This window comes from Blastococcus sp. SYSU D00820 (assembly GCF_054050695.1).
On sequence record NZ_JBJGZW010000008.1, the window covers coordinates 155,722 to 178,918 of the forward strand.

21 protein-coding genes are annotated in these 23,197 nt (G+C 76.0%); 13 read left to right on the forward strand and 8 right to left on the reverse strand.

Annotation, left to right across the window (positions count from 1 at the left end; translation table 11 throughout):
- The first annotated feature begins 7 nt into the window (after positions 1 to 7).
- Positions 8 to 1,210: a cytochrome P450 gene (locus ACI79R_RS11340; protein ID WP_456573722.1), complete on the forward strand. Its 1,203-nt coding sequence runs from the start codon at positions 8 to 10 to the stop codon at positions 1,208 to 1,210.
- Between the two features lie 50 nt (positions 1,211 to 1,260).
- Positions 1,261 to 1,614 carry a cupin domain-containing protein gene (locus tag ACI79R_RS11345; protein WP_456573723.1) on the forward strand — a complete coding sequence of 118 codons (354 nt, stop codon included), beginning with the start codon at positions 1,261 to 1,263 and terminating at the stop codon, positions 1,612 to 1,614.
- Here the strand turns inward: ACI79R_RS11345 and ACI79R_RS11350 are convergent.
- Positions 1,602 to 2,834, reverse strand: a complete 1,233-nt coding sequence (locus ACI79R_RS11350) for a cytochrome P450 (protein WP_456573724.1) — start codon at positions 2,832 to 2,834, stop codon at positions 1,602 to 1,604. The genes ACI79R_RS11345 and ACI79R_RS11350 overlap by 13 nt on opposite strands.
- Before the next feature lie 116 nt (positions 2,835 to 2,950).
- On the opposite strand from ACI79R_RS11350, the gene ACI79R_RS11355 reads away from it, so the two are divergent.
- Positions 2,951 to 3,580: a TetR/AcrR family transcriptional regulator gene (locus ACI79R_RS11355; RefSeq protein WP_456573725.1), complete on the forward strand. Its 630-nt coding sequence runs from the start codon at positions 2,951 to 2,953 to the stop codon at positions 3,578 to 3,580.
- A gap of 9 nt (positions 3,581 to 3,589) precedes the next feature.
- On the opposite strand, the gene ACI79R_RS11360 is transcribed toward ACI79R_RS11355, so the two are convergent.
- Complete coding sequence (locus ACI79R_RS11360; protein WP_456573726.1) at positions 3,590 to 4,282, reverse strand: FadR/GntR family transcriptional regulator; 693 nt, start codon at positions 4,280 to 4,282, stop codon at positions 3,590 to 3,592.
- Between the two features lie 199 nt (positions 4,283 to 4,481).
- Here ACI79R_RS11360 and ACI79R_RS11365 point away from each other — a divergent pair, with 199 nt between their 5' ends.
- The 7 genes from ACI79R_RS11365 to ACI79R_RS11395 all read left to right on the forward strand — a co-directional run bounded on the left by ACI79R_RS11365 (position 4,482) and on the right by ACI79R_RS11395 (position 11,176).
- Positions 4,482 to 5,384 (forward strand): ABC transporter substrate-binding protein, encoded by a 903-nt coding sequence (locus ACI79R_RS11365; RefSeq protein ID WP_456573727.1) that lies wholly within the window; start codon positions 4,482 to 4,484, stop codon positions 5,382 to 5,384.
- A 5-nt stretch (positions 5,385 to 5,389) separates the two neighbouring features.
- Positions 5,390 to 6,307 carry an amino acid ABC transporter permease gene (locus ACI79R_RS11370; RefSeq protein WP_456573728.1) on the forward strand — a complete coding sequence of 306 codons (918 nt, stop codon included), beginning with the start codon at positions 5,390 to 5,392 and terminating at the stop codon, positions 6,305 to 6,307.
- Positions 6,300 to 7,121: an amino acid ABC transporter ATP-binding protein gene (locus ACI79R_RS11375; RefSeq protein WP_456573729.1), complete on the forward strand. Its 822-nt coding sequence runs from the start codon at positions 6,300 to 6,302 to the stop codon at positions 7,119 to 7,121. The genes ACI79R_RS11370 and ACI79R_RS11375 overlap by 8 nt, the downstream gene beginning before the upstream one ends.
- Before the next feature lie 34 nt (positions 7,122 to 7,155).
- A complete protein-coding gene (locus ACI79R_RS11380; RefSeq protein ID WP_456573730.1) occupies positions 7,156 to 8,751 on the forward strand; it encodes a gamma-glutamyltransferase in 1,596 nt (531 codons plus the stop codon).
- On the forward strand, positions 8,748 to 9,479 hold the full coding sequence (locus tag ACI79R_RS11385; RefSeq protein WP_456573731.1) for a YoaK family protein: 732 nt from the start codon (positions 8,748 to 8,750) through the stop codon (positions 9,477 to 9,479). Before ACI79R_RS11380 ends, ACI79R_RS11385 begins: the two co-directional genes overlap by 4 nt.
- Positions 9,480 to 9,596: 117 nt before the next feature.
- Positions 9,597 to 10,217 (forward strand): antibiotic biosynthesis monooxygenase, encoded by a 621-nt coding sequence (locus ACI79R_RS11390; protein WP_456573732.1) that lies wholly within the window; start codon positions 9,597 to 9,599, stop codon positions 10,215 to 10,217.
- A gap of 53 nt (positions 10,218 to 10,270) precedes the next feature.
- Complete coding sequence (locus tag ACI79R_RS11395; protein WP_456573733.1) at positions 10,271 to 11,176, forward strand: SAM-dependent methyltransferase; 906 nt, start codon at positions 10,271 to 10,273, stop codon at positions 11,174 to 11,176.
- Between the two features lie 3 nt (positions 11,177 to 11,179).
- Here the strand turns inward: ACI79R_RS11395 and ACI79R_RS11400 are convergent, their stop codons facing one another.
- From ACI79R_RS11400 to ACI79R_RS11420, 5 genes are all read right to left on the reverse strand, one after another.
- The gene (locus ACI79R_RS11400) at positions 11,180 to 12,250 is read right to left on the reverse strand and encodes an acyl-CoA dehydrogenase family protein (RefSeq protein ID WP_456573734.1); all 1,071 of its coding nucleotides are present in this window, start codon (positions 12,248 to 12,250) and stop codon (positions 11,180 to 11,182) included.
- Between the two features lie 76 nt (positions 12,251 to 12,326).
- Positions 12,327 to 13,496, reverse strand: a complete 1,170-nt coding sequence (locus ACI79R_RS11405; RefSeq protein WP_456573735.1) for an acyl-CoA dehydrogenase family protein — start codon at positions 13,494 to 13,496, stop codon at positions 12,327 to 12,329.
- An 81-nt stretch (positions 13,497 to 13,577) separates the two neighbouring features.
- Entirely contained in the window at positions 13,578 to 13,892 is a 315-nt protein-coding gene (locus ACI79R_RS11410) for a hypothetical protein (protein WP_456573736.1), read from the reverse strand.
- 110 nt (positions 13,893 to 14,002) lie between these two features.
- Positions 14,003 to 16,267 carry a SpoIIE family protein phosphatase gene (locus tag ACI79R_RS11415; protein ID WP_456573737.1) on the reverse strand — a complete coding sequence of 755 codons (2,265 nt, stop codon included), beginning with the start codon at positions 16,265 to 16,267 and terminating at the stop codon, positions 14,003 to 14,005.
- Entirely contained in the window at positions 16,264 to 17,097 is an 834-nt protein-coding gene (locus tag ACI79R_RS11420) for an alpha/beta fold hydrolase (RefSeq protein WP_456573738.1), read from the reverse strand. The genes ACI79R_RS11415 and ACI79R_RS11420 overlap by 4 nt, the downstream gene beginning before the upstream one ends.
- Positions 17,098 to 17,309: 212 nt before the next feature.
- Between ACI79R_RS11420 and ACI79R_RS11425 the strand changes: the two genes are divergently transcribed.
- Positions 17,310 to 18,038 carry a hemerythrin domain-containing protein gene (locus tag ACI79R_RS11425; protein ID WP_456573739.1) on the forward strand — a complete coding sequence of 243 codons (729 nt, stop codon included), beginning with the start codon at positions 17,310 to 17,312 and terminating at the stop codon, positions 18,036 to 18,038.
- 453 nt (positions 18,039 to 18,491) lie between these two features.
- The gene (locus tag ACI79R_RS11430; RefSeq protein WP_456573740.1) at positions 18,492 to 19,175 is read left to right on the forward strand and encodes a hypothetical protein; all 684 of its coding nucleotides are present in this window, start codon (positions 18,492 to 18,494) and stop codon (positions 19,173 to 19,175) included.
- A gap of 27 nt (positions 19,176 to 19,202) precedes the next feature.
- Here ACI79R_RS11430 and ACI79R_RS11435 read toward each other — a convergent pair whose 3' ends face one another.
- Complete coding sequence (locus ACI79R_RS11435; RefSeq protein WP_456573741.1) at positions 19,203 to 20,597, reverse strand: BTAD domain-containing putative transcriptional regulator; 1,395 nt, start codon at positions 20,595 to 20,597, stop codon at positions 19,203 to 19,205.
- Positions 20,598 to 20,779: 182 nt separating this feature from the next.
- Between ACI79R_RS11435 and ACI79R_RS11440 the strand changes: the two genes are divergently transcribed.
- Positions 20,780 to 23,125, forward strand: coding sequence for a HelD family protein (locus tag ACI79R_RS11440; RefSeq protein ID WP_456573742.1), 2,346 nt, complete (start codon positions 20,780 to 20,782; stop codon positions 23,123 to 23,125).
- Positions 23,126 to 23,197 lie beyond the last annotated feature (72 nt).

Sequence of the window (23,197 nt, forward strand, 5' to 3'; positions counted from 1 at the left end):
GCGCGACATGACGACCCCCGTCCTCTGGGGCAGCGACGACCCGCAGACGCTGGTCGACCCCTACCCGGCCTACGCCCAGCTGCGCCGCGACCACCCCTGGTACGAGCACCCGGAGGGCCACACCGTCATCAGCCGCTACGACGACGTCCTCGCCGCACTGGCCAACAAGGTCATCGGCTTCGAGGACGACCCCGTCGCCGGCGTCGCCGCCCGCGTCGGCGAGGGGGCCTTCGCCGAGAACATCGGCTCGTGGCTGCTGTCGATGAACGACCCGCGGCACGCGGCGCTGCGGCGGCTGATCGGTCCGGCCTTCATGCCGCGCAGCGTCGAGCGCCTGCGGGCCGGGGTCGTCGACCGCGTGCAGAGCCAGTTCGACGCGGTGGCTGCCGCGGGCACGGCCGACGCCCTGCAGGTCATCGCCTTCGAGGTGCCATCGGACGTCATCTGCCAGTTGATGGGCATCCCGCTGCAGGACCGGGCGCATCTCGCGAAGCTCACCAACGACGTGGCCGCACTGCTGTTCGAGGCCGTACCCGGTCCGGAGATGGTCGCCGCGGGCAACGACGCGGTGCGCCAGATCGACGAGTACTTCGCCTCCGTGGTGGCCGAGCGGCGGGCCGATCCGGGGGACGACCTGATCAGCATCATGTGCCAGGTCGCGGCGGCCGCGGGCGACATCACCGACTACGAGGTGCTGGCCAACGTCCACTTCATGTACGGCGCCGGGTACGAGGAGACGTACTGCTTCATCGCCAGCGGCATGTACCACCTGCTGACCCACCCCGGACTCGCCCGCCACCTGGCCACCGACCCCGACGGCGGCGCGGCCGTCCAGACGGAACTCCTCCGGTTCGACACGCCGCTCCAGTCCACGCTGCGCGTGGTCCGGGAGGACACCGAGGTCAACGGTCACCGCCTGGAGGCCGGTCAGCGACTGCAGCTCCTGATCGGTGCGGCGAACCGGGACGGCGACGTCTTCCCCGATCCGGACACGCTGCGACCCGACCGTCCGGCCCAGCCGCGGATCGCCAGCTTCGGCGGGGGCGTCCACCACTGCGCGGGCCATCCACTGGCACGCATGGTGAGCATGGAGATCTTCCAGGAGATGCTGCGCCGCCCCGTCCGGCTCGCGGTCCCGGCCGAGGAGGTCACCTGGCGTCCCGGCAGCGTCTACCGCTGCCTCACCTCGCTGCCGATCACCACCCACTGACCTCCCGCTCCACCCCTGGAGCGGACCACCGCACCCCTACAGGAGGACCCGTGCCCTTCACCGCCCTGACCGCCGACGGCCTGCGCGACGCGGACTACACCCCGCTGACCGAGCTCCCCCCGTTCGCCGCTTTCCTCGACGGCACCGAGGTGCGCTACGTCCACCTCGCCGGCCCGGTCGCGGCGCCGGGTGAGATCGCCTCGATGAAGATCCCCGCGGGTGGGTTCCGGTACACGGACATCCCCGCCACCGAGTCCGGCTTCCTCCTCTCGGGCACGGCGGTGATCCGAGAGGGCGAGGACGTCACCGAGCTCGGCCCCGGCGACGGCTACGTCCTGCCCCCGGGATTCTCGGGCACCTTCGAGGTCAAGGAGCCGGTGACCAAGGTGTTCTACGTGCTCTGACGGGCCTCCGGGCGTCGACCCGCCTGTTCGTCCAGACGGACCCGCAGCGACGTCGGCGCCCGGAACTCCCAGCCCCGGAACTCCGGCATGAACCCCTCGGCCAGCCGGAGGCCGGGGTGGGTCTCCAGCAGGCGCCGCAGCGCGATGGTGATCTGCCCGCGGGAGAACGCGTGCCCGACACAGGAGTGCAGCCCGAAGCCGAAGGCGGCGTGGTTGCCCTTCGGGCGGTCGAGGGAGAAGCGGTCGGGGTCGGCGAAGACCGTCTCGTCGCGGTTGGCCGAGGCCACGACCGACCCCACCCGCGCACCGACCGGCAGCGTCGTCCCGCCGAGCTCGACCTCCCGGCGCACCTGGCGGGTCTGGGTGCCGATCGGGCTCACCCAGCGCAGCCCCTCCTCGACCGCCACCGGCACGAGCGCGTCGAGGTCGGCGCGCACCCGCGCCAGCGCCTCGGGGTCCGACAGCAGGGCGGCGGTCGTCGAGGCGGCCCCGTGGCCGGGCTCCTGCATGCCGCCGAGCAGGATGACCTTCAGCGTCGGCAGCACGGCCGCGAGGTCCCGGCGTCCGCCGTCGGCGACGCCGGAGAAGATCATGTGCGCGATCGTCGAGTCCTCCTCGGCCGAGCCGATCCGGTCGAGGACGGGTGCGAGCGCCTCGTCGATCTCGGCGGCGACGGCGTCGCTGATCGCCTGCCGGGCCGGGTCCTTCTCGAAGTTGATGGCGCCCTGGTGCAGCCCGTGGAACCAGCGCCGCAGGGTGCCGGCGTCCAGGTGCCCGAGGCCGAGCACCGACCCCAGCGACAGCACCGAGATCGGCTCGAAGTACTCGGCGAGCAGGTCGACCTCGTCGCGCCCGGCGAGCGCGGCGAGGCGCTCGGCCACGATCGGCTCCACGAGATCGGCGATGTAGCCGCGGACGGCGCGCGGCGAGTACTTGGCGTCCAGGCTGCGCCGGATGTCGCGGTGCGCGGGGCCGTCGGTGGTCAGGATGCTCGGCCCGCCGAACGTCGGGTCCAGCGGCGAGTCGTCCATCTCGGCGCTGAAGACGGCGGGGTCGGCGCCGACGGCGCGGACGTCGGCCCAGCGGGTCACCAGCCAGAGGTCGACGGCCGGCACGTAGGCGACCGGCGCCTCGGCCCGGAGGCGGGCGTAGACCGGGTACGGGTCGCGCTCCAGGTCGGCGACGGTGACGTCGTCCACGACGGTGTGGGCTGCGGTCATGGGGGCCTCCTCGGCACGGCGGCTCCGCGGAGCCTTTCCTGAGCAGTCGCTCAATAACATGCACCCGACGCCCCCGCCCGCGCAAGGGTCCGGCGGCGGTCGGGGAGGATGTCCCGGTGCCGAAGGTGGTCGACCGGGAGTCCCGGCGGGCGGAGATCGTGACCGCCTACCTGCGGATCGTGGCCCGCGAGGGCATCGAGCAGGCGTCCTCGCGCGCCCTGGCCGCCGAGCTCGGCGTCGCCAGCGGCGCGCTGTGGCACTACTTCGCCGACTTCGACGAGGTGCTGTCGGCGGCCTTCCGGCGGATCTTCGCCGACACCAACCGGCGGATCGCCGCCGCGGTGGCCGCCCACCGCGGCCTGGCCGCCGTGGCCGGGATGCTCGGCGAGATCCTGCCGCTCTCCCCCGTCACCCACGACGAGGCGCTGGTCGTCGTGAGCTTCTGGGGCCGGGTCCCCTCGCGGCCGGAGCTGGCGGCCTTCCAGTCCGAGGCCGAGGCGGTGTGGCGCGCCGACCTGCTCGCCCACCTGGCCGACGCGCACGGCGACGGCCACCTGGACCCGGACGCCCCGCTCGAGCTGCTCGCCGACACGTTCCTGGTGCTGTGCATCGGCCAGCAGATCGAGCACGTGCTGCGCACCGAGGTCGCCCACCCGGCCCGGCAGTGGGAGCTGGTCAGCGGCTGCCTGTCCCCGTGGCTCTCCGCGGCCGGCCGCGCCGCGGGCGGCCTCCCCGTCCCGCGCTGACCGGGGGCGTCAGCGGCCGGCGATCTGCCGCTGCACGCTCGCCACGTGCGCCGCGGCGGCGGCGACCGCGCCCGCCTCGTCGCCGGCGCGGATGGCGGCGACGATCCGGTCGTGCTCCCGCCGCGAGGAGCGCATCCGGTCGGCGGTGAGCAGGTGCTCCCGGCGGCTCGGCTCGATGAGCTCCTGCACCCGGTCGTGCAGCCGCACCAGCAGCGGGTTGCTGCTGTACTGGGCGATCGCGCGGTGGAAGGTCCGGTCCAGGCGGGCGAAGGACGCCGGCCGCTGCTCGGTCTCCATCTCGACCAGCAGCGCCTCGAGCTGGGCGACGTCCTGCGCGGTGGCGTTGCGCGCGGCCCGCCCGGCCACCGAGGGCTCGATGCAGGCGCGCACGTCCATCACCTGGACCAGCTCGATCTGGTCGGCGTCCAGCCCGCCGGCCAGCGCCAGCCCGGTCAGCGTGCCGCCGGGCCGCAGCACCGTCGTCCCCCGGCCGCGGGTGCGGTCCACCAGCCCCCGGACGGCGAGGTCGCGCAGCGCCTCGCGCACCGATCCGCGGGAGACCCCCAGCGACTCGGCGAGCTCGCGTTCCGGGGGCAGCCGGTCGCCGGGTGCCAGCGTGCCGTCCAGGATCTGCCGCTCCAGGCGGGAGGCCACGGTGTCGGCCCGCGACCACTGGCCCAGCGGGGCCGCACCACTCGACATCGGTCCTCCTTGGTCGGACCAAGGCGGGCTCCGCCGCCTCGGCGGGCCACATCAGATCACGTCCGGATACCGATCGGGAGAACCCCGGGTCAGGGGTTTACAGGTGGATCGTTCGGTTGCAAACTTCGCGGCCAGGATCGCCCTTCCGGGTGATTGGTCCGACCAGCCGTTCGTTCCGCGACCCCACCGGAGGCCCTTCGTGCGCTCGATCCGTGCCCTCACCCTGACCCTCGCCCTGGGCGGCACCCTGGCGCTCGCCGCCTGCGGCGGCTCCTCCGACGAGGAGTCCGACGCGGCCGCCGGCCCGTCGGTCGAGCAGGACGACGACATCGCCTCGCTGGTCCCCGACGACGTCCGGGACGCCGGGGTGCTGACCGTCGGCGTCGACCCCCAGCTGGCACCCATGGTCTTCACCGCCGAGGACGGCACCACGCTGACCGGGTTCGAGGCCGACCTCGCCCGCGCGGCCGCCGGGCTCATGGGCCTGGAGGTGGAGTTCGCCCCCGGGGACTTCTCGGGCCTCATCGCCGGCCTGCAGGCCGAGCGCTACGACACGGTCATGTCCTTCGTGGTGGACACCGCCGAGCGCGAGGAGACCGTGGACTTCGTCGACTACGTCGACGTCGGCGCCGGGATCCTCGTCCCCGAGGGCAACCCCGAGGGCATCGAGGAGCCGATGGACCTCTGCGGCGTCACCACGGTCGTCGGCGCGAACAGCCAGGGCGAGCGCACCGCCGACGCGCTCAGCGAGGAGTGCCAGGCGGCGGGTCAGCCGCCGGTCGACAAGCTCGTGGTGCAGGACCCGAGCGACGTGCAGACCGCCATCAGCTCCGGCCGCGCCCCGGCCGCGCTCAACGTCAGCCTCGTCCTCAGCTACACCGAGGAACTCTCGCCCGACCAGTTCGACGTCGCCGGCGAGTTCTTCAACGAGGTGCCCGGTGGCGCGCTGTTCCGCAAGGACGACACCGAGCTGCGCGACGCCTTCGTCGCCGCGCTGCTGCAGCTGCAGGAGGACGGCACCTTCGCCGAGCTCGGCGAGCAGTACGGCATCGCCGACAGCCTCCTGGAGGGTGCTCCGATCAACGCGGCGACGGCGGAGTGAGCGCGGTGACCGGCCAGGTGGGGACGGTCGCCGGCGCGCAGCGGCCGTCCTCCGGGCTGGAGCCCCTGGCCCCGCGCATCCGCTGGCGGGAGTTCCTCTACGTCGCCGTGGTGCTCGTGCTCGGCGCGATGCTGGTCCACTTCGTGGCCACCAACGACCGGCTCAACCTGCCGGTGTTCGCCGACTACGTGTTCCACCCGCTGGTCATGGACGGCCTGCAGATCACCCTGCTCCTGACCGTCACGGGCATGGCCGGCGGCACGCTGCTGGGGCTGCTGCTCACGGCCATGCGGCTCTCGTCGAGCCCGACGCTGCGGTCGGTGGCGTTCACCGCCATCTACGTCTCGCGCACCATCCCGCTGCTGGTCCAGCTGCTGTTCTGGTTCTTCCTGGCCTCCGTGCTGCCGCGCATCAGCATCGGCATCCCGTTCGGCCCGGAGTTCGCGACCTTCCAGACCAACGACGTCATCAACCAGCTCGGGGCGGCGATCATCGCGCTGAGCCTGTTCGAGGCCGGCTACATGGCCGAGATCATGCGGGCCGGCGTCCTCGCGGTGGACCGCGGCCAGGTCGAGGCGGCGACGGCCATGGGGATGACCCCGTGGCAGGTCTTCCGCCGGGTGGTGTTCCCGCAGGCCGCGCGGATCTCCGTCCCGCCGACGATGAACCAGGTCATCTCGATCCTGAAGTACTCCTCGGTGGTCATCCTCATCGGGCTGGCCGACCTGATGTTCGCCGTGCAGGCCATCTACTCGCGCAACTTCCAGCAGATCCCCCTGCTGCTGGTGGCCACCTTCTGGTACGGGCTGATCACGATCGTGCTGACCCTGATCCAGGGGCAGCTCGAGAAGCGGCTGTCCACCGGGCTGCCGAAGGCGGCCCGCGCGCGGATGAAGAAGCTGGAGGAGACGGTCAGTGCCTGAGACCCCGCCCACCGCCACCGCGCCGTCCGCACCGGCCGTCGCGCAGGCGTCCACCCGGCCGATGATCGAGATCACCGGCCTGTGCAAGTCCTTCGGCGACGCGCAGGTCCTCCGGGGGATCGACCTGACCGTGGCGGCGGGCCAGGTGGCCTGCGTCCTCGGACCGTCGGGATCGGGCAAGTCGACCCTGCTGCGCTGCATCAACCAGCTGGAGCAGGCCGACGACGGCGCGATCCACCTCGACGGCGAGCTGGTCGGCTACCGCGTCGCCGGGGGACGCCGGCACGCGCTGAACAGCCGCCAGGTCGCCCGTCAGCGCCGGTCGACGGCCATGGTGTTCCAGCGGTTCAACCTGCTGGCCCACCGCACGGCGGTCGAGAACGTCATGGAGGCGCCGGTGCACGTGCACGGCGTCCCCCGGCAGCAGGCCCGCACCGAGGCCCTGGCCCTGCTGGACCGGGTGGGGCTGGCCGACCGCGCCGACCACTACCCGGCCCAGCTCTCGGGCGGGCAGCAGCAGCGGGTCGCCATCGCGCGGGCCCTGGCCGTCCGGCCGCGGGTGCTGCTGTTCGACGAGCCGACGTCGGCCCTCGACCCCGAGCTGGTCGACGAGGTCCTGGCGGTCATGACCGACCTGGCCCGCGAGGGGTTCACGATGCTGGTGGTCACCCACGAGATCGCCTTCGCCCGGGACGTCGCCGACACGGTCTTCTTCATGGACGGCGGGGTGGTCGTGGAGTCCGGCCCGCCCGAGCAGGTCCTCACCGCGCCGGCGCACGCCCGGACCCGCGCCTTCCTCCGCCGCGTCCTCTGACCGGCCCCGCCCCCGTCTCCCCCGGAGTTCCGGCATGCCCTCCGCCGTTCCCCCGTCCCCCCGCCGGTGCGGCGTCGCCACCCCGCACGCCCAGGCCACCGACGTCGCCGCGGAGGTCGTCGCCCGCGGCGGCACCGCGGTCGACGCCGCCGTGGCCGCCGCCGTGGCCCTCACCGTCGTCTACCCGTACAACACCTCGGTCGGCGGCGACCTGATCGCCCTGGTCCGCACCCCGGAGGGCCGGATCACCTGCGTCAACGCCAGCGGCAGCGCCGCACGGGGCACCTCCCGCGAGGACGTCGCCGCCCGGGTCGGGCCGGTGATGCCGACCGTCGGCATCGACACCGTCACCGTGCCGGGCGCGGTCGGCGGCCTCGGCGCCGTGCACGCCCTGGGCGGCCGGCTCCCGTGGGCCGACCTGTGGCAGCCGGCCGTCGACCTCGCCCGGGACGGCGTCGAGGTCTCCCCCGGCCTGGGCCGGGCGATCGCCGCCTTCGGCGAGGGCATCCTGGCCGACCCGGGCATGCGGGGGGTGTTCGCGCCGGCCGGGGAGCTGCTGGCTCCCGGCGCCCCCCTGCGCCAGCCGGCCCTCGCGGCCACCCTGGCCGCGGTGGCGGCCGGCGGAGCGGAGGCCTTCTACACCGGGCCGGTCGCCGACGCCCTGGCCGGCGGCCTGGCCGGGCTCGGCAGCCGGCTCACGGCCGAGGACCTCGCCGGGTACGCCCCCGAGACCACCGCGCCGCTGCACCGGGACTTCCGCGGCGTCACCGTCTGGACCAGCCCGCTCAACACCCAGGGCTACCAGCTGCTGCAGGTCCTCGGCGCCCTCGACCACCTGCCCGAGGGCGTCGACGTCGAGGGCGCCGGCGCCGGGGTGCTCGCCGCCCTGTGGTCGCAGGCCAACCGCGACCGCGCCCGCCTGCTGGCCGATCCGCGCGGGAGCGACGTGGACGTGGCCGGGGTGCTGGCCGACGAGGCGCTGGCCGCCGCGGTGGAGGCCGCCCTCACCGCGGCCGTCGACGACGCCCCCACCGCCTTCGCCCAGCCGCGCGGCGACACCGTCGCCGTGGTCGCCGCCGACAGCGACGGGTACGCCGCCTGCCTGATCCAGAGCGTGTTCCACCCCTTCGGCGCGCTGCTGCTGGAACCGGCCACCGGCGTGCTGCTGCACAACCGCGGCGCCTACTTCTCCCTCGACCCCGGCAGCGCCAACTGCCTGGCGCCGGGCCGGCGTCCCGGCCACACCCTCATGCCGGTCATGGTCACCCGCGGCGAGGAGCCGGCGTGGGTGCTCGGCACGATGGGCGGCAAGGCCCAGCCGCAGATCCACGCCCAGGTGCTGGGCGCCCTGCTCGCCGGCGCCTCGCCCGAGGACGCCGTCGGCCGCGCCCGGTGGGTGGTCGGCGGCCTCGGCGCGAGCGATCCCGAGGACCTCGTGCTCATGGAGGCCGACGTCCCGGCGGCGGTGCGCGACGCCGTGGCCGCCCGGGGCTACCGGGTGTCGGAGTACCCGCCGCACTCGGAGATGCTGGGGCACGCCCAGGTCGTCCAGGTCGACGGCGGCACGTTCACCGCGGCCAGCGATCCCCGGTCGGACGGCCGGGCGGCCGTGGTGGACCTGCCCGCATGAGCGCGCCACGGACCCGCGCGCCCCGACACCGGCTCCAGACCGCGGCCTTCGTGCTGACCTTCGGCACCGGCCTGTTCGACGCGATCAGCTACCTGGGCCTGGAGCGGGTCTTCACCGCCAACATGACCGGCAACATCGTGCTGCTCGGCATGGGCCTGAGCACCGACCAGGACATCCCCGTCGGGCTGGCCGCCGCGGCGCTGGGCGGTTTCGCGATCGGCGCGCTGATCGCCGGCCGCGTGCTGCGCTCCCGGCCCGCCGCGGTGCCGGTGCCGCTGCCGTCGCTGGTCCTCGTCGGCGTCCTGGCGCTGGCCGCGGCCGGGGCCGCGGTGCTGTTCGCCGTCGTCCCGCATGCCCCGGAGGCGCTGGTCGTGGGTGTCACCGTCGCCCTGAGCGCGGGGATGGGCATGCAGGCCGTGGTCGCCCGGCGGTTCGGGGTGCCCGACGTCTCGACGGTGGTCCTGACCATGACGCTCACCAGCTGGGTCAGCGAGTCCCGGGCCGGGGGCGGCACCGGCGAGCACTCGCTGCGGCGCGGCGGCGCGGTCGTGCTGATGGCCGCCGGTGCGCTGGCCGGCGGCGGGTTGCTGCTCCTGGGCGACGCGGTGGCGCTGGCCGCGGCCGCGGGAGTCGTCGTGGTGGGCCTGGTGGTGATGGCGCGGGTGCACCTGCAGGACCGCCGCGCGGCGCGGGCCGAGGTCCCGCGGGAGGCGGTGCACAGCGGCTGAGCCGCGCACCCGGGCAGGGACCTGTGGCCGTGTCCGCACCTTCCCCGGTGGAGGACCGTGGCTCGCGCGGCGGCGCCGCCCGGGTGCCGCCGTCCCGCCAGGGAGAGGAGTGGTGGCATGTACGCCCGATCGACCACCATCCGGGGCAACCCGCAGGCCCTCGACGAGGGCATCGCCATGGTCCGCGACGAGGTGATGCCCATGGTCCAGGGCATGAGCGGCTGCGTCGGGCTGTCGATGCTCGCCGACCGGGAGGCCGGCCGGTGCATCGTCACGACCGCCTGGGCCGACGAGGGGGCGATGCGCGCCTCCGCGGAGAGCGTGCGTGAGTCGCGGGACCGCGCCGCGGAGATGTTCGGCGGCACCCCGGAGGTGCAGGAGTGGGAGATCGCCCTCCTGCACCGGATGTCCGAGGCCGGCGACACCGGCTGCTGCCGGCTGATCTGGTCGCAGGGCGACCCGGCCCGCGTGGACGACATGGTCGACGCCTTCCGGATGACCCTGCTGTCGCGCATGGAGGACCTGCCGGGGTTCTGCAGCTGCAGCCTGCTGGTCGACCGCGCCAGCGGCCGCGCGGTCACCGCCGTCACCTACGACAGCCGCCGGTCGATGGAGGCCGCGGCCGACCAGGGACGGGCGATGCGCACGGAGTTCGCCGAGCGCATGGGCGCGGAGATCACCGAGGTCGCCGCGTTCGACCTCGTCCTCGCGCACCTGCGCGTGCCGGAGACCGTCTGAGCGCGGGCCGGTGCCCGCCCACGGCGGGCACCGGCCTCCCCGGGAGGAACGACATGGGAGCGACCGCCCCGATGGCCGGGACCGCACCGATGGCCGAGGCCGTGCGTCTCGGCGCCGCCACCGACGCGCTGGCGGCCCTCGCCGCGCACGTCCGGCTGCAGACCGAGGACGTCCCCGCCGACCCCGCGGTCCGCGACCTGCTCGCCGCCATCGCCGCGGAGCTCACCGGCGGCGCTCCCCCGGACGCCGACGCCGCGGCGCCCGTGGTCGGCCTGGTCCGCACCTTCCTGCGCCAGGCGGCCGAGCTGGTCGACAACCCCGGCCGGGCCGGCGGCTGGGACCAGGTGGACGTCCCTCTGCTGCAGAGCATCGGCCGCATGTCGATGGGCATCGCCGACGCCGTCCGCGCGGCCGAGGCGCTGCTCCCCGGCCTCGGGCGGCGGCTGGCCACGCCGGGGGCCTGCCTGCTCGACGTGGGCACCGGCACCGGGTGGCTGGCGATCGCCCTGGTCCGCGCGCACCCCGCGCTGACCGTGGTGGGGATCGACGTCTTCGAGCCCGCCCTGGACCTCGCCCGCCGCAACGTCGCCGAGGCCGGGCTGGCCGACCGGGTCACCCTCCGCGTCCAGGACGCCGCCCGGCTCGCCGAGGAGAGCCGTTACGACGCCGTCTGGCTGCCGATGCCGTTCCTGCCCGCCGAGGTGGTGCCCGCCGTGGTGACCGCCTCCGTCCGCGCCCTGGCCCCGGGCGGCTGGCTGCTGCCGGGCACCTTCACCGGCCCGCCGGACCGGCTGTCCGAGCTGCTCACCGACCTGCGCACGGTGCGCTGCGGCGGCCGCCCGTGGCGGGGCGAGGAGCTCCTCGGCGTGCTGCGGTCGGCGGGGCTGGCCGACGTGCAGGAGGTACCCCGCACCTGGCCGTCACCGGTCCGCCTCTACGCCGGGCGGCGCCCGGGGTGAGCCTCACAGCGCACGGGTGAACGCCGGCCAGAGGTCGTCGGCGCCGCCGGCGAGCAGGCCGGCCCCGAGCACCGGGGCCCACGCCGCCTCGGTGCCCGCCTCGTCGCGCCACGACCACAGCCGCCGGGTGAGGTGGTGCAGCCGGTGCTCCTGGGTGAACCCGATCGCCCCGTGCACCTGGTGCGCGAGCCGGGCCACGACCTCGACCGCCATGCCGGCCCGCACCTTGGCCGCCGCCGCGGCCACGGCCGGGTCCGCGCCACGGTCGGCGGCCTGCACCGCCGCGTCGACCAGCGCGGCGGTCGCCGTCACCTGGCCGGCCATCTCGGCCAGCTCCATCTGGATGGCCTGGAACCTCCCCAGCGGCCGGCCGAACTGCACCCGCTCGCCCGCGTACCGCACCGTCAGCGCCAGCACCTGCTCCAGCGCCGCCGACATCTGCACCGCCCGGGCCAGCGCGTAGCGCGCCCGCAGGTCCGCCGCCTGCTCCGGGCGCAGCAGCGCACCCGACGCCGCCACGCCGTCGAGCACCAGCGAGCCGCGGGGCTCCCCCGCGAGGTTGGCCGCGGACGTGGCCGGCCGGCCGGCGACGTCGGCCAGCGCCAGGACGGCGCCCTCGATGCCGGCCGGCGCGGGGACCAGCAGCGCCAACGACGCCGCCACCCCCGCCCACGGCACGTCGGTCGCGGTGCCCGTGAGCACCCAGCGACCCGGGCCGTCGCCGTCGTCGGAGGGCTCGGCGGTGACCGCGTCGGCGACGGCGAAGGTCAGCGGCCGGTCCGGCGCGGGCAGGTCGAGGTCGGCGGCGACCACCGCGGGGCCGGCCACGAGCAGCTGCTCGGCCACGGGTACCGCCGCGGCGCCGGCCGCCAGCGTGCGCACGACCGCCACCGCGTCGGCGAGCTCGCCACCGGAGCCGCCGGCCTCCTCGGGCAGCCCGACCCCGGTCAGCCCCGCGTCGGCCAGCGCGGTCCAGAGACCCTCGTCCCAGGGGCGCTCGGCGGTCAGCACGAACGGCTCGTGCCCGCCGAGGATGTCGCGGACGGTCTCGACCACCAGGTCCTGGTCGCTCATCGCCGCGCCCCCTGGCTCGACTCCGCGCTCGCCCCGCTCCGCGCCCGTCCCTCGCTGCGATGCTCACTCGCCGTCGTCATCGCAGACCCAGCCCCCTCGCCACGATCCCCTTCAGGATCTCGTTCGTGCCGCCGCGCAGCGTGTAGCCCGGCGCGTGCAGCTGCGCCTCGGCCAGCGCCCGTCCCAGCGGATCGGGCGAGTCCAGGGACGCCGGGACGTCGACCACCCGGCGCACCTCGTCGACGACGTCGCCCTCGAACGTCGTCCCCACGTCCTTGACCAGCGCCGCCGGGATGTCGGGCAGCTCCCCGCGGTCCAGGGCCGCGGCGATCCGCAGCGACAGCTGCCGCAGGGCCATCGCCCGCGCGGTGAGCCGGCCGAGCGCGGCCAGCTGGGCCGGGTCGCCGGAGGCGGCCGCCCGGCGGCCGAACTCCGCGATCAGCGGCCACGTGGAGAGGAACCGCTCCGGACCCGACCGCTCGAACGCCAGCTCCGCGGTCACCTGGTGCCAGCCGGCGCCCTCCTCGCCGAGCAGCATGTCGCCGGGGACGACGACGTCCTCGAAGACCACCTCGTTGAAGTGGTGCCCGCCGTCGAGGATGCGGATCGGGTTGACGGTGATGCCCGGCAGCGACAGGTCGACCAGCAGCTGCGACAGGCCCTGGTGCCGCCCGCGGGGGCCGTCGCCGGGTGGCGAGGTGCGCACGAGCACGATCCCGTAGTGGGAGGCGTGCGCGTTCGACGTCCACACCTTCGCGCCGTTGACCAGCCAGTCGCCGTCGGCGGTGCGGGTCGCCCGGGTGCGGATCGAGGCGAGGTCGGAGCCGGAGTCCGGCTCGCTCATGCCGATGACGAAGTAGCACTCCCCCGCCGCGATCCGCGGCAGGATGGCCTGCCGCTGCGCCTCGGTGCCGTACCGGAGCAGGTTCGGCCCGGACTGGCGGTCGGCGATCCAGTGCGCGGCGACCGGCGCCCCGGCGGCGAGCAGCTCCTCGGTCACCGCGTAGCGCTCCATGGCCGAGCGCTCGTGCCCGCCGTAGCGCTTCGGCCAGGTCATGCCGAGCCAGCCGCGGGCGCCGAGCTTCCGGGAGAACTCCGGGTCGACGCCGGACAGCCAGGTGTCCACGTGCGTGGTGAAGGTGCCGGCGGCGAGCTCGGCGGCGAGGAACTCCCGTACCTCCGCGCGCACCTGCTCGGCCGCCTCCGACCGCGGCGCGGGCGCCAGGGTCAGTGGGCTGCTGCTCATCTCCGGGCGTCTCCCCATCCGCGTGCGGCCGGTGTCCTCCCCGGTTCTACAGGGCGGTCCGGCCCGCGGCGCGCGGGGCGGTCAGTCCTCGTCGTCGGGAGGCGGCGGAGGCGCGGGCAGCAGCGCCCGCAGCTCCCCGGCGACGCCGGCCAGCGAGCTCAGCGCCTCCGAGACCAGCCGGTGCACCGCCGGCGCGTCCAGCGCCAGCAGGGCCCCGAGGCCGGAGCCGGCCTCGATGCCGGGGAAGGCCCGGGCCGGCCGCCGCGGCCCCGGTGGCTGCGCGGCGAGCTCCGGCGACCAGCGCATGGCGTCGCCGGACATCGACGGATCGACGGTGGCACCGTCGATGGCCTCCCTCAGCGTGGCCTCCACCGGCGGGTCGCTCGCACCGCCCATGCCGCACCTCCGAGCTCGGTGCTGCGATGGTCGGCCCCCCGGCAGCGCTCCGCGCGACCGCGGCCGACCTCCGGGAGCCGCGTCCGCGCGCCGCGACCCGCCGTCACCGGTCAGGGCAGCCGGGTGATCGCCAGCAGCGCGACGTCGTCGGCCCGGTGCTCGCCGACCAGCTCCTCGAGCAGCCGGTCGACCAGCTCCCCCGGATCGGCGGTGGCGTGCGCGGTCGCCGCGGACAGCAGCGCGGCCAGCCCCTCGTCGATGTCGGCGGTCCGGCTCTCGACCAGCCCGTCGGTGAACAGCACCAGCGTCGCGCCGGCCGGCAGCACCCCCGCCCACTCGGCCGCCGGGCTCGGCGCCGGCGGTGCCCCGAGCATCCGGCTGGGCCGGACGTCGAGGAACCACGCCTGCCCGCCCTCGAGCAGCAGCGGCGGCAGGTGCCCGGCGGAGGCCAGGCGCAGCTGGCCGGTGCCGGGGTCCAGCGTGCCGAACAGCGCGGTGGCCATCCGCTGCAGGCCCAGCAGCGACCAGCCGGCCTGCAGCCGGTCGATGACCGCGCTCGGCGGCGGCCGGTCGGGCAGCAGCGCCCGGTAGACGCTGCGCAGCTGGCCCATCGTGGCCGCGGCGGTGATGTCGTGCCCGACGACGTCCCCGACGGCCAGGCCGACCTGGTCGGCGGCCAGCGGCACCACGTCGTAGAAGTCGCCGCCGACGTCGGCGCCCCGGGTGGCGGCCACGTACCGGACCGCCACCGACAGCCCCTCCACGCGCGGCGGGCTGGGCGGCAGCAGGTTGGCCTGCAGCGTGTGCGAGGTCCGCGTCTCCAGCTCCAGCCGCTGGGCCTTGTCGACCACCTGGGAGACCTGCAGCGCCAGCTGCTCGGCGACGTCGACGTCGGCGGTCGAGAAGGTGCCGCGCCGGGCGTCGGCGCACAGCGTGATCACCCCGAGCGGGCGGCCGTCGGCGACCAGCGGCACGCAGACCACGCTGCGCAGGCCGAGCTCGCGGGCCAGCGCCAGGTGCCGCTCGTCGCGGGTGACCGAGGCCAGCCACTCGTCGGTCACCTCGGGCACCACCACGGTGCGCCCGGTGGTCAGGGCCTCCAGCGCCGGGTGCGGTCCGCCGGTCGTGGGCAGGTGCATATCGCGCAGTTCCTCGGCCACGGCCGCGCGGGCCGGGTCGGCGTGCCGGGCGGCCGGCCGGGTGGGGCCGTGCTCGTCGGTGAGGTCGATGACGCACAGGTCGGCCAGCCGGGGGACGGCGAGGTCGGCCAGCCGCTCCACCGTCTCCCGCACGCCGGCCGCGGCCGCCATCAGCCGGGCGGCGTCGAGGAGGAACGCCGAGCGGGCTGCCTGCCGCGCGGTCTCCTCGTGCAGCCGCACCCGCTCCAGGGTCTGCCCCGCCTGACGGCCGATGGTCCACAGCAGATCGGCGTCGGCCGGTGCGAGGTCGCCCCCGTGGCCCGGCTCGGCCAGGTCGATCAGGTCCCCCTGCTCCGCCGCTCCGAGCAGCAGCACCAGCACGCCGAGGTGCCGGCCGTCGGCCGACACCGGGACGACCACGAGGGCGTCGATCCCCTCGGCACCGAGCGCCGCGGCCAGCTCCGGCTCGGCGGCGGCGAGCGGATCGGCCACCGGCACCACCCGCACCTGCCCGGTCCGGAGCACCGCCGCCCCGCGGGCCGCCGACGCCTCCAGGCGGCGGCCCAGCTCCGGGGGCAGCCCGGAGGAGGCGGCGAGCTCGACGGCGGGGGGACCGCCGGCACCGGAGCCGGTGACCAGCCACAGGGCACTGGCCCGCGCCCGCACCGCGGCCCGGGCTCGGCCCACGACCACCTCGGCGGCGTCCTGCGCCGACACCGCGGCGGCCAGGTCGCTGACCACCTGTTGCACGGTGCGCGAGCGCGCCTCGCTCTCCGCGGCGGTGCGCTGGGCGGCCAGCAGCGCCCGCTCGTAGCGGCGGCGCGAGGTGGCCTCGAACAGCGTCGTCCGGATCAGCACCGGGTCCCCGGCGGCGTCGCGGACCTCCACGGCGTTGACCAGGCACGGCAGCGTGCCGCCGCCGGGCAGCGCGAGGTCGAGGGCTACCTCCTGCACCGCTCCCTGCATCCGCAGCAGCGGCGCGAGGTGCGTCTCGTAGAAGACCCGCCCGCCCACGGTCAGCAGGTCGGGGAACCGGTGACCGAGCAGCTCGCGGCGGGCGCGCCCCGACCACACGGTGAAGGTGCGGTTGACCTTGACGATCCGGCCGTCCGGGAGCGTGGAGAGGTAGCCGCAGGGGGCGTTCTCGTAGAGGTCGGCGGGGTCGTCGTCGAGCAGCGAGCCGAGGTCGTCCGGCTCGTCGGCGAGGTCGTCGGTGGCGTCGGCCACGGCGCTCATCGCGGGGTCGGGACGAGGCGGACCGGCCGGGCCGGCTCGGTCAGGAACGCCCGGATGGCCGCCGTCGTCTCGTCGGGCGCGCTCAGGTGGGGGCAGTGCCCGGTCGCGGCCAGCTGGGTGAAGACGCTGCCGGCCACCCGCTGGTGCACGTAGCGGCCGACCACCTCGGGGGCGATGGCGTCCGCGCTGCACTGGAGCACCAGCGTGGGCACGCGGACCCCGTCGAGGTCGGCCCGGTTGTCGGAGAGGAACGTGACCCGGGCGAACTGCCGGGCGATGTCGGGATCGGTGCGGCAGAAGCTGTTGGTCAGCTCCGCGGCCAGCTCCGGCCGGTCGGCGTTCCCCATGATCACCGGGGCCATCGCGGCCGACCAGCCGAGGTGGTTGCTGTCCAGCGACTCCAGCAGGCCGATGATGTCGGCACGGCTGAAGCCCCCGGTGTACTCGCCGTCGTCGACGTAGCGCGGATTGGGCCCGACCATGACCAGCGCGCCGAACAGCTCGGGCGCCTGCTGGGCGGCCAGCACGCCGATCATGGCGCTCACCGAGTGCCCCACCAGGACGACGTCGGTGAGCTCCAGCTCGCGGCAGATCTCGACGACGTCGGCGGCGTACCCGCGCAGCGACCCGTACTTGTCGGGGTCGTAGGCCGACAGGTCGGAGCGGCCGGAGCCGACGTGGTCGAAGAGGACGACGCGGTGGTCGTGCTCGAACCGGGGCGCGACGAACCGCCACATCGCCTGGTCGCAGCCGAACCCGTGGGCGAAGACGACGGGCCGGCCGTCCGGGGCCCCGCTCACGCGCACCCGGTTGCGCATGATCACGCTCACCTGGCGACCGTACGGGACGGCACGGTCCCTGTCCCGCCCCTGACCGACGAGTTCCCCGGACGGGGTCCGCCGCGCGACGGAGGGCTCCTCCCTCCCGAGGACGATTTCCGCGGATTCCCGGGCGGAACGGGACGCAGATCCCTGTCGGTCGGGACGTCCCGGTCCCTACATTCTCGACATCCGAAACCGCATCGAACGCCTCGAGGTGTCCCATGACCGCCACCGCGGTCCTCCCCCGCCCCACCGCCGTGACCGCCCCGGCGCCCGCGCTGCCCACCCGCGCCGTCTCCTACCAGCGGGTGCTGCACCAGCTGGTCCGCCGTGAGCTGCGCCTGCTCGCCGAGCTCTCCACCTGGGCGCCGGCCGACGACGTCGCCCGCACCGCCGCCCTCACCGGCCACGCCGACCTGATCGGCCGGCTGCTCCTCACCCACCACGCCACCGAGCGCGAGCTGCTCTGGCCCGCGCTGCTGCGCGCCGTCCCCGCCGCCGAGGCCGACGCCGCCCGGGAGCTCGTCGCCGACTGGACCGCGCGCTGCGCCCGGCTGGACCACATGCTCCGTGACATCTCCACCGCCGCCCGCCAGTGGGCGGTGGCGCACACCCCGCCGGCCCGCGACGCCTTCGCGATGGCCTGCCTGGTGCTCGCCGAGGCCGTCGAGGCACAGACGGCCGCCGAGGAGCGCGACCTGCTGCCGCTGGTCGGCGCCCACCTGCCGGCCGACGCCTGGACGGCCATCACCGCCGGCGCCCGCGGCGGCCTGTCGGGCCGCGAGCGGCTGATGGTCCTGGGGCTCGCCCTCGAGGACGCCTGCCCCGGCGAGCGGGCCCGGCTGCTGTCCGGTCAGTCCCGGGGCACCCGGCTGGTCTGGCGGCTGGTCGGCCGCAACCGGTTCCGGGCGGCCGTGGTCCGGCTGCGGGGCGAGCCGCCGGCGGCCTGAGGCCCCTCCGACCGCGTGCTGCACGCGATGTGCACCCGGTGCCCGGTCCCCGGCGGAACCGGGCACCCACCGCACACCGCTCGTGGCCGGGCCTCAGCCCAGCGGCGCGGCCGCGGGATCAGTAGCGGGAGGTCCCGCAGTCCCGGCAGCGCTTGCGGGGCGCGCGGGTCTCGCGCGCGCAGTTCGGGCAGGTCCAGGACGCCCGGTCGCTGCTCCGGGTGGTGGTGGTCGCGCTCATGGCTCCCCCTCTCGGCTCGGTCGGCCGGGGGTCTCCCGACCGTCGCAGCCGACGCTAGGCAGCGGTCGTGACGCGGAGGTGTCCCCCGGGTTGCCGTTGCCGCCGGGCAGCGCGAGTCCGGTCACATCCGGCTTCAGCGGTCCTTCAGCGCCCGGCGCGACCGTCCTCTCACCGGGAGCCCACCAGGGGTTCCCACCCCCGAGAGGACTCCTCCGATGGCCCGCACCCGCCTCACCCGCACCCTCGTCCGCACCACCGTCCCGGTCCTGGCCGCCGCCGGCCTGGCCCTCGCCGGCGCCGGCACCGCGTCGGCCGACGTCGCCTTCAACGCCTACGACAACGACTACGACGGCTACATCGACACCATCGCCCTCGACACCAACTACGACGGCTGGGAGGACACCTGGGCGGCGGACTGGGACGAGGACGGCTACGTCGAGGCCATCGGCGTGGACGGCGACGGCGACGGCTGGGCCGAGGCCTGGGCCTTCGACTCCGACGAGGACGGCTACGTCGAGGAGGTCGGCGTCGACACCACCTACAACGGCCTGCCCGACGTCTGGGGCGCCGACACCGACTACGACGGCTACGTCGACACCCTCGCCTACGACACGAACGACGACGGCTACTCCGACGTCTGGGAGGCCGCCGATCCCTACGCCTACGCCTACGCGTCGGTGACCTACGTCTTCGTCGAGGCCGACGGCTGGGTCTACTGGGAGGCCACCTACAGCTACGGGTACGGCTACGACTACCTGTTCAGCACCGAGGCCGAGGACGGCAACGCCGACTCCGGCATCGAGCCCACCGGCACCCCGCAGACCGTCGCCACCTCGGCCGACGCCCAGGACCCGGTGGTCGAGCAGATCATCGAGGCCCTGTCGCTGGGGCTCGCCTGAGCCCGCGCCGGCCGGGGGGACCTCCCCTCAGGCCGCACCCAGCCCCAGGCCCCGCGCCCGGGTCCCCAGCTCGGGGACCCGGGCCGGTCCCGTGTCGGGCACCCCGAACCGCCGGCACAGCGCCCCGACCACCGCGTCGACCTCCGCCTCCGTCAGCGCCAGCGCCTCGGCCAGCAGCGCCTCCGGCCGGTGCCCGGCGGCGAACGCACCCGGCGCGGCCGCCAGCACGGTGGCCAGCACCGCCGCCTCCGCCTCGTCCAGGCCGGCCAGCAGCCGGACCGGCGCCTCGGCGGTGCGGACGTCGTCCCGCTCCGGGACGGCGACCGACGGGCCGGCCGACCGGAACAGCAGCACCGTCCCGCCGATCCGCAGCACCGCACCGTCGCGCAGCAGCCGCCGGCCGCGCACCGCCGTCCCGTCGACCAGGGAGCCGTTGCGCGAGACGTCCACCAGCACCCAGCCCAGCCGCGCCCACTCCAGCCGTGCGTGGGTCCGCGACACCTCGGCGTCCCAGGGCAGCGCCACCGTGTTCTCCCGCCCGCGGCCGACGGTCACCGGCGAGGACGCCGGGTCCAGCGCCACCACCCGCTGCTCCCCCGCGCCGTCGGTGAAGACGAGGAACGGCGCGGCCTCCCGCTCCAGACCCCGCAGGTCCTCCCCCGCCAGCACCGCCCGCTCCAGGTCCCGCAGCTCCGGACCGGGCTCGGCCCCCAGCTCCTCGGCGAGCACCCGCCGGCCGGCGCGCAGCACCGCCAGGGCGTCGGCGGTCCGCCCGCCGCCGTAGAGCGCGCGCACCAGCAGCGCCCGCAGGTGCTCGTGCAGCGGTTCGGCGGCCACGAGGTCGGCGAGCTCCGCGGTCACCTCGGCGGCGCGGCCGAGAGCCAGGTGCGCCTCCAGCCGCGCGGCGAGAGCGGCCAGCCGCTCCTCCTCCAGCGCCCCGAGCTCGGCGGCCAGCCCCGGCTCGTCGGCCAGGTCGGCCAGCGCGCGGCCGCGCCAGAGCGCGAGGGCGGCGTCCAGCGCGCCCACCGCGTCGGCGGCCCGGCCGGCGCGCAGCGCGGCACGCCCCTCCTCGGCCAGCGCGCGGAAGTCGGCCAGGTCCAGCCGGCCGGGACCGGTCTCGAGCAGGTAGCCCGGCTCCCGCCGGAGCACGGTCAGACCCGCCGGCTGCAGCAGCCGGCGCACTCCCGACACGTGCACCTGCAGGGTGTTGCGCACCCCCTCGGGTGCCGACTCGCCCCACAGCAGGTCGACCAGCCGGTCGGCCGAGACGGTGCGCCCGGCGGCCAGGAGCAGCGCGGCCAGCACCAGCCGCTGCTTGCGGCCGCCCAGGGGCAGCGGCCAGCCACCGGCCCGCACCTCCAGCGGGCCGAGCACCGCGCACTGCACCCGCCCCGTCAGCCGGGGGGTGGCCTCGCCTGCCACGGGCGGGATCGTGCCACCCGGCGGGGCCGTGCAGACCGGTCGCGCGCCCGGGATCACCGTGCGCCTGGATGACAGGACGCCGCCGGTCTGCGCAGAATGGGGAGTTGCCGAAACGCGCCAGGAATGGGCGCCGAATGGCACGGAAGAACCGAACTAGAGCCATTCTAGCAGAGAGAAGTGCATTGTCGACGACCCAGTCCGACGTCGTCCCCACCGCCGCCGGCACCCCGGCGGCCGGTACCCCGGCAGCTGAGGCCCTGGCCACCGAGCAGGCCTACGTCAGCGACCTCTACGCCCGCCTCGACGCCGCCCGCGACCTCGCCGCCACCCGGCTGCGCCAGGCGATCACCTGGCCGGCGGTCGATCCGCAGGCGCTGCAGGAGCGCGACGCGACCGTGCGCTTCCAGTCCGAGCGGGTCACCGCGCTCGACGCCGCCGAGGCCGGCCTCTGCGTGGGCCGCATCGACCGTGCCGGCGACGGCGCCCTCTACGTCGGCCGGATCGGCCTGGCCGCCGACGACCCCGGCCAGGACCCCGCGCTGGTCGACTGGCGCGCGCCCGCGGCGCGGCCGTTCTACACCGCCACCCCGGTGCACCCGCTGGGCGTCGTCCGCCGCCGGCACATCCGCACCCGCGGGCGCACCGTCGTCCGGCTGGACGACGAGCTGCTCGACGCCGCCGGCGCGGCCGGCACCGAGGGCCTGCAGCTGACCGGCGAGGCGGCGCTGCTGGCCGCCCTCGGCGAGCAGCGCACCGGCCGCATGACCGACATCGTGCGGACCATCCAGGCCGAGCAGGACCGGATCATCCGCAGCGACGCGAACGGCGTCCTGGTCGTGCAGGGCGGGCCGGGCACCGGCAAGACCGCCGTGGCCCTGCACCGGGCGGCCTACCTGCTCTACACCCACCGCGAGCGGCTGGCCCGCCGCGGGCTGCTCGTCGTCGGTCCCACGCCGACCTTCCTCCGCTACATCGCCGACGTGCTGCCCTCCCTCGGCGAGACCGGCGTGCTCCTGTCGGGCCTGGGCCAGCTGCGGCCGGGCATCGACGCGCGCGCCGAGGAGGCCCCCGAGGTGGCCGAGATCAAGGGCCGGGCCGCCATGGTGGGCGTGCTCGAGCGCGCCGTGGCCGACCGCCAGGTCGTCCCCGACGCCCCGGTCGAGGTGACGATCGACGGGATCGCGCTGCGGCTGCGCCCGGTCGACGTCGCCCGCGCCGGCCGCGCCGCCCGCAACGCCGCCCGGCTGCACAACCTCGCCCGGCCGGAGTTCGCCCGGCGGATCGTCGACCTGCTGGCCCGCCGCTACGCCGACCGGATCGGCGCCGACGTGCGCGGCGGCGCCAACCTGCTCGACCGCGGCGACGTGGCCGCGCTGCGCCGGGAGGTCGCCTCCGACCCCGCCGTCCGCGACCTGGTGCAGCGGCTGTGGCCGCGGCTGACCCCCGAGCAGCTGCTGCGCGACCTGTACTCCTCCCCCGAGCGGATCGCCGCGGCGACCCCCGGCTGGACCGAGGCCGAGCGGGCGCTGCTGCGCCGGCCGGCCACGGCGGAGTGGACGCCGGCCGACGTCCCGCTGCTGGAGGAGGCCGACGAGCTGCTCGGCACCGACGACTCCGCCGAGCGCGGCCGGGCCGCGCGTTCCCGCCGGCGCCGGCTGGCCGAGGCCCAGGCCACCCTCGACCTGCTGCACGGCTCGCGCTCGACCGACCTGGAGGAGAGCGACGAGGAGGCCGAGGTGCTCAGCGCCGGCGACCTGATCACCGCCGAGCAGCTGGCCGACCGGCAGCGCGAGCTGGACCTGCGCACCACCGCCGAGCGGGCCGCCGCCGACCGCACCTGGACCTTCGGCCACGTCGTCGTCGACGAGGCGCAGGAGCTCTCCCCCATGGCGTGGCGGCTGCTGGTGCGGCGCTGCCCGACCCGGTCGATGACCGTCGTCGGCGACGTCGCGCAGACCGGCTCGCTCGCCGGCGCCGCCCGCTGGGACGAGGTGCTCACCCCGCACGTCGGCCCGGCCTGGCGGCTGGAGGAGCTGACGGTCAACTACCGGACGCCGGCGGCGATCATGGCCGTCGCCGCGGACGTGCTGGCCGCCGGCGGCTCGGGGCTCACCCCGCCGCGGTCGGTGCGCGAGGGCGGCGAGCAGCCGTGGGCCGAGGAGACCGGCGAGGCCGTGCTCGCCGAGCGGACGGCGCAGGCCGCCGTCCGGTTCGCCGGCGAGGGGGGCACCCTGGCCCTCGTCGTCCCGCCGAGCCGGGTGGCCGCCGTGGCGGCCGCGGTCGGCGCGGTGCTGCCCGGCGTCAGCGCCGGCGCGGCGGCGGACTCCTCGCTCGGCCCGGTGGTGCTCACCCCGACCGACGCCAAGGGCCTGGAGTTCGACTCGGTGCTCGTCGTCGACCCGCAGGGGGTGCTGGACGAGGGCGCCCGCGGCGTCAACGACCTGTACGTCGCGCTCACCCGCGCCACCCAGCGGCTGGGCGTGCTGACCCCCGGCCCGCTCCCGGCGGCGCTGTCCCGGCTCGCCTGACGCCCGGGTTGCCGCCCGGGGGGGGGGGCGGGGGGGGGGGGGGGGGGGGGGGGGGGGGGGGGGGGGGGGGTT

Bases quoted from the DNA above. Each gene is read 5' to 3' on its own strand.
- ACI79R_RS11385 (WP_456573731.1), top strand. From the start codon at position 8,748: ATGAGCGCGCCACGGACCCGCGCGCCCCGACACCGGCTCCAGACCGCG.
- ACI79R_RS11395 (WP_456573733.1), top strand. From the start codon at position 10,271: ATGGGAGCGACCGCCCCGATGGCCGGGACCGCACCGATGGCCGAGGCC.
- ACI79R_RS11425 (WP_456573739.1), top strand. From the start codon at position 17,310: ATGACCGCCACCGCGGTCCTCCCCCGCCCCACCGCCGTGACCGCCCCG.
- ACI79R_RS11380 (WP_456573730.1), top strand. From the start codon at position 7,156: ATGCCCTCCGCCGTTCCCCCGTCCCCCCGCCGGTGCGGCGTCGCCACC.
- ACI79R_RS11390 (WP_456573732.1), top strand. From the start codon at position 9,597: ATGTACGCCCGATCGACCACCATCCGGGGCAACCCGCAGGCCCTCGAC.
- ACI79R_RS11415 (WP_456573737.1), bottom strand. From the start codon at position 16,267: ATGAGCGCCGTGGCCGACGCCACCGACGACCTCGCCGACGAGCCGGAC.
- ACI79R_RS11410 (WP_456573736.1), bottom strand. From the start codon at position 13,892: ATGGGCGGTGCGAGCGACCCGCCGGTGGAGGCCACGCTGAGGGAGGCC.
- ACI79R_RS11350 (WP_456573724.1), bottom strand. From the start codon at position 2,834: ATGACCGCAGCCCACACCGTCGTGGACGACGTCACCGTCGCCGACCTG.
- ACI79R_RS11360 (WP_456573726.1), bottom strand. From the start codon at position 4,282: ATGTCGAGTGGTGCGGCCCCGCTGGGCCAGTGGTCGCGGGCCGACACC.
- ACI79R_RS11400 (WP_456573734.1), bottom strand. From the start codon at position 12,250: ATGAGCGACCAGGACCTGGTGGTCGAGACCGTCCGCGACATCCTCGGC.
- ACI79R_RS11430 (WP_456573740.1), top strand. From the start codon at position 18,492: ATGGCCCGCACCCGCCTCACCCGCACCCTCGTCCGCACCACCGTCCCG.
- ACI79R_RS11340 (WP_456573722.1), top strand. From the start codon at position 8: ATGACGACCCCCGTCCTCTGGGGCAGCGACGACCCGCAGACGCTGGTC.
- ACI79R_RS11405 (WP_456573735.1), bottom strand. From the start codon at position 13,496: ATGAGCAGCAGCCCACTGACCCTGGCGCCCGCGCCGCGGTCGGAGGCG.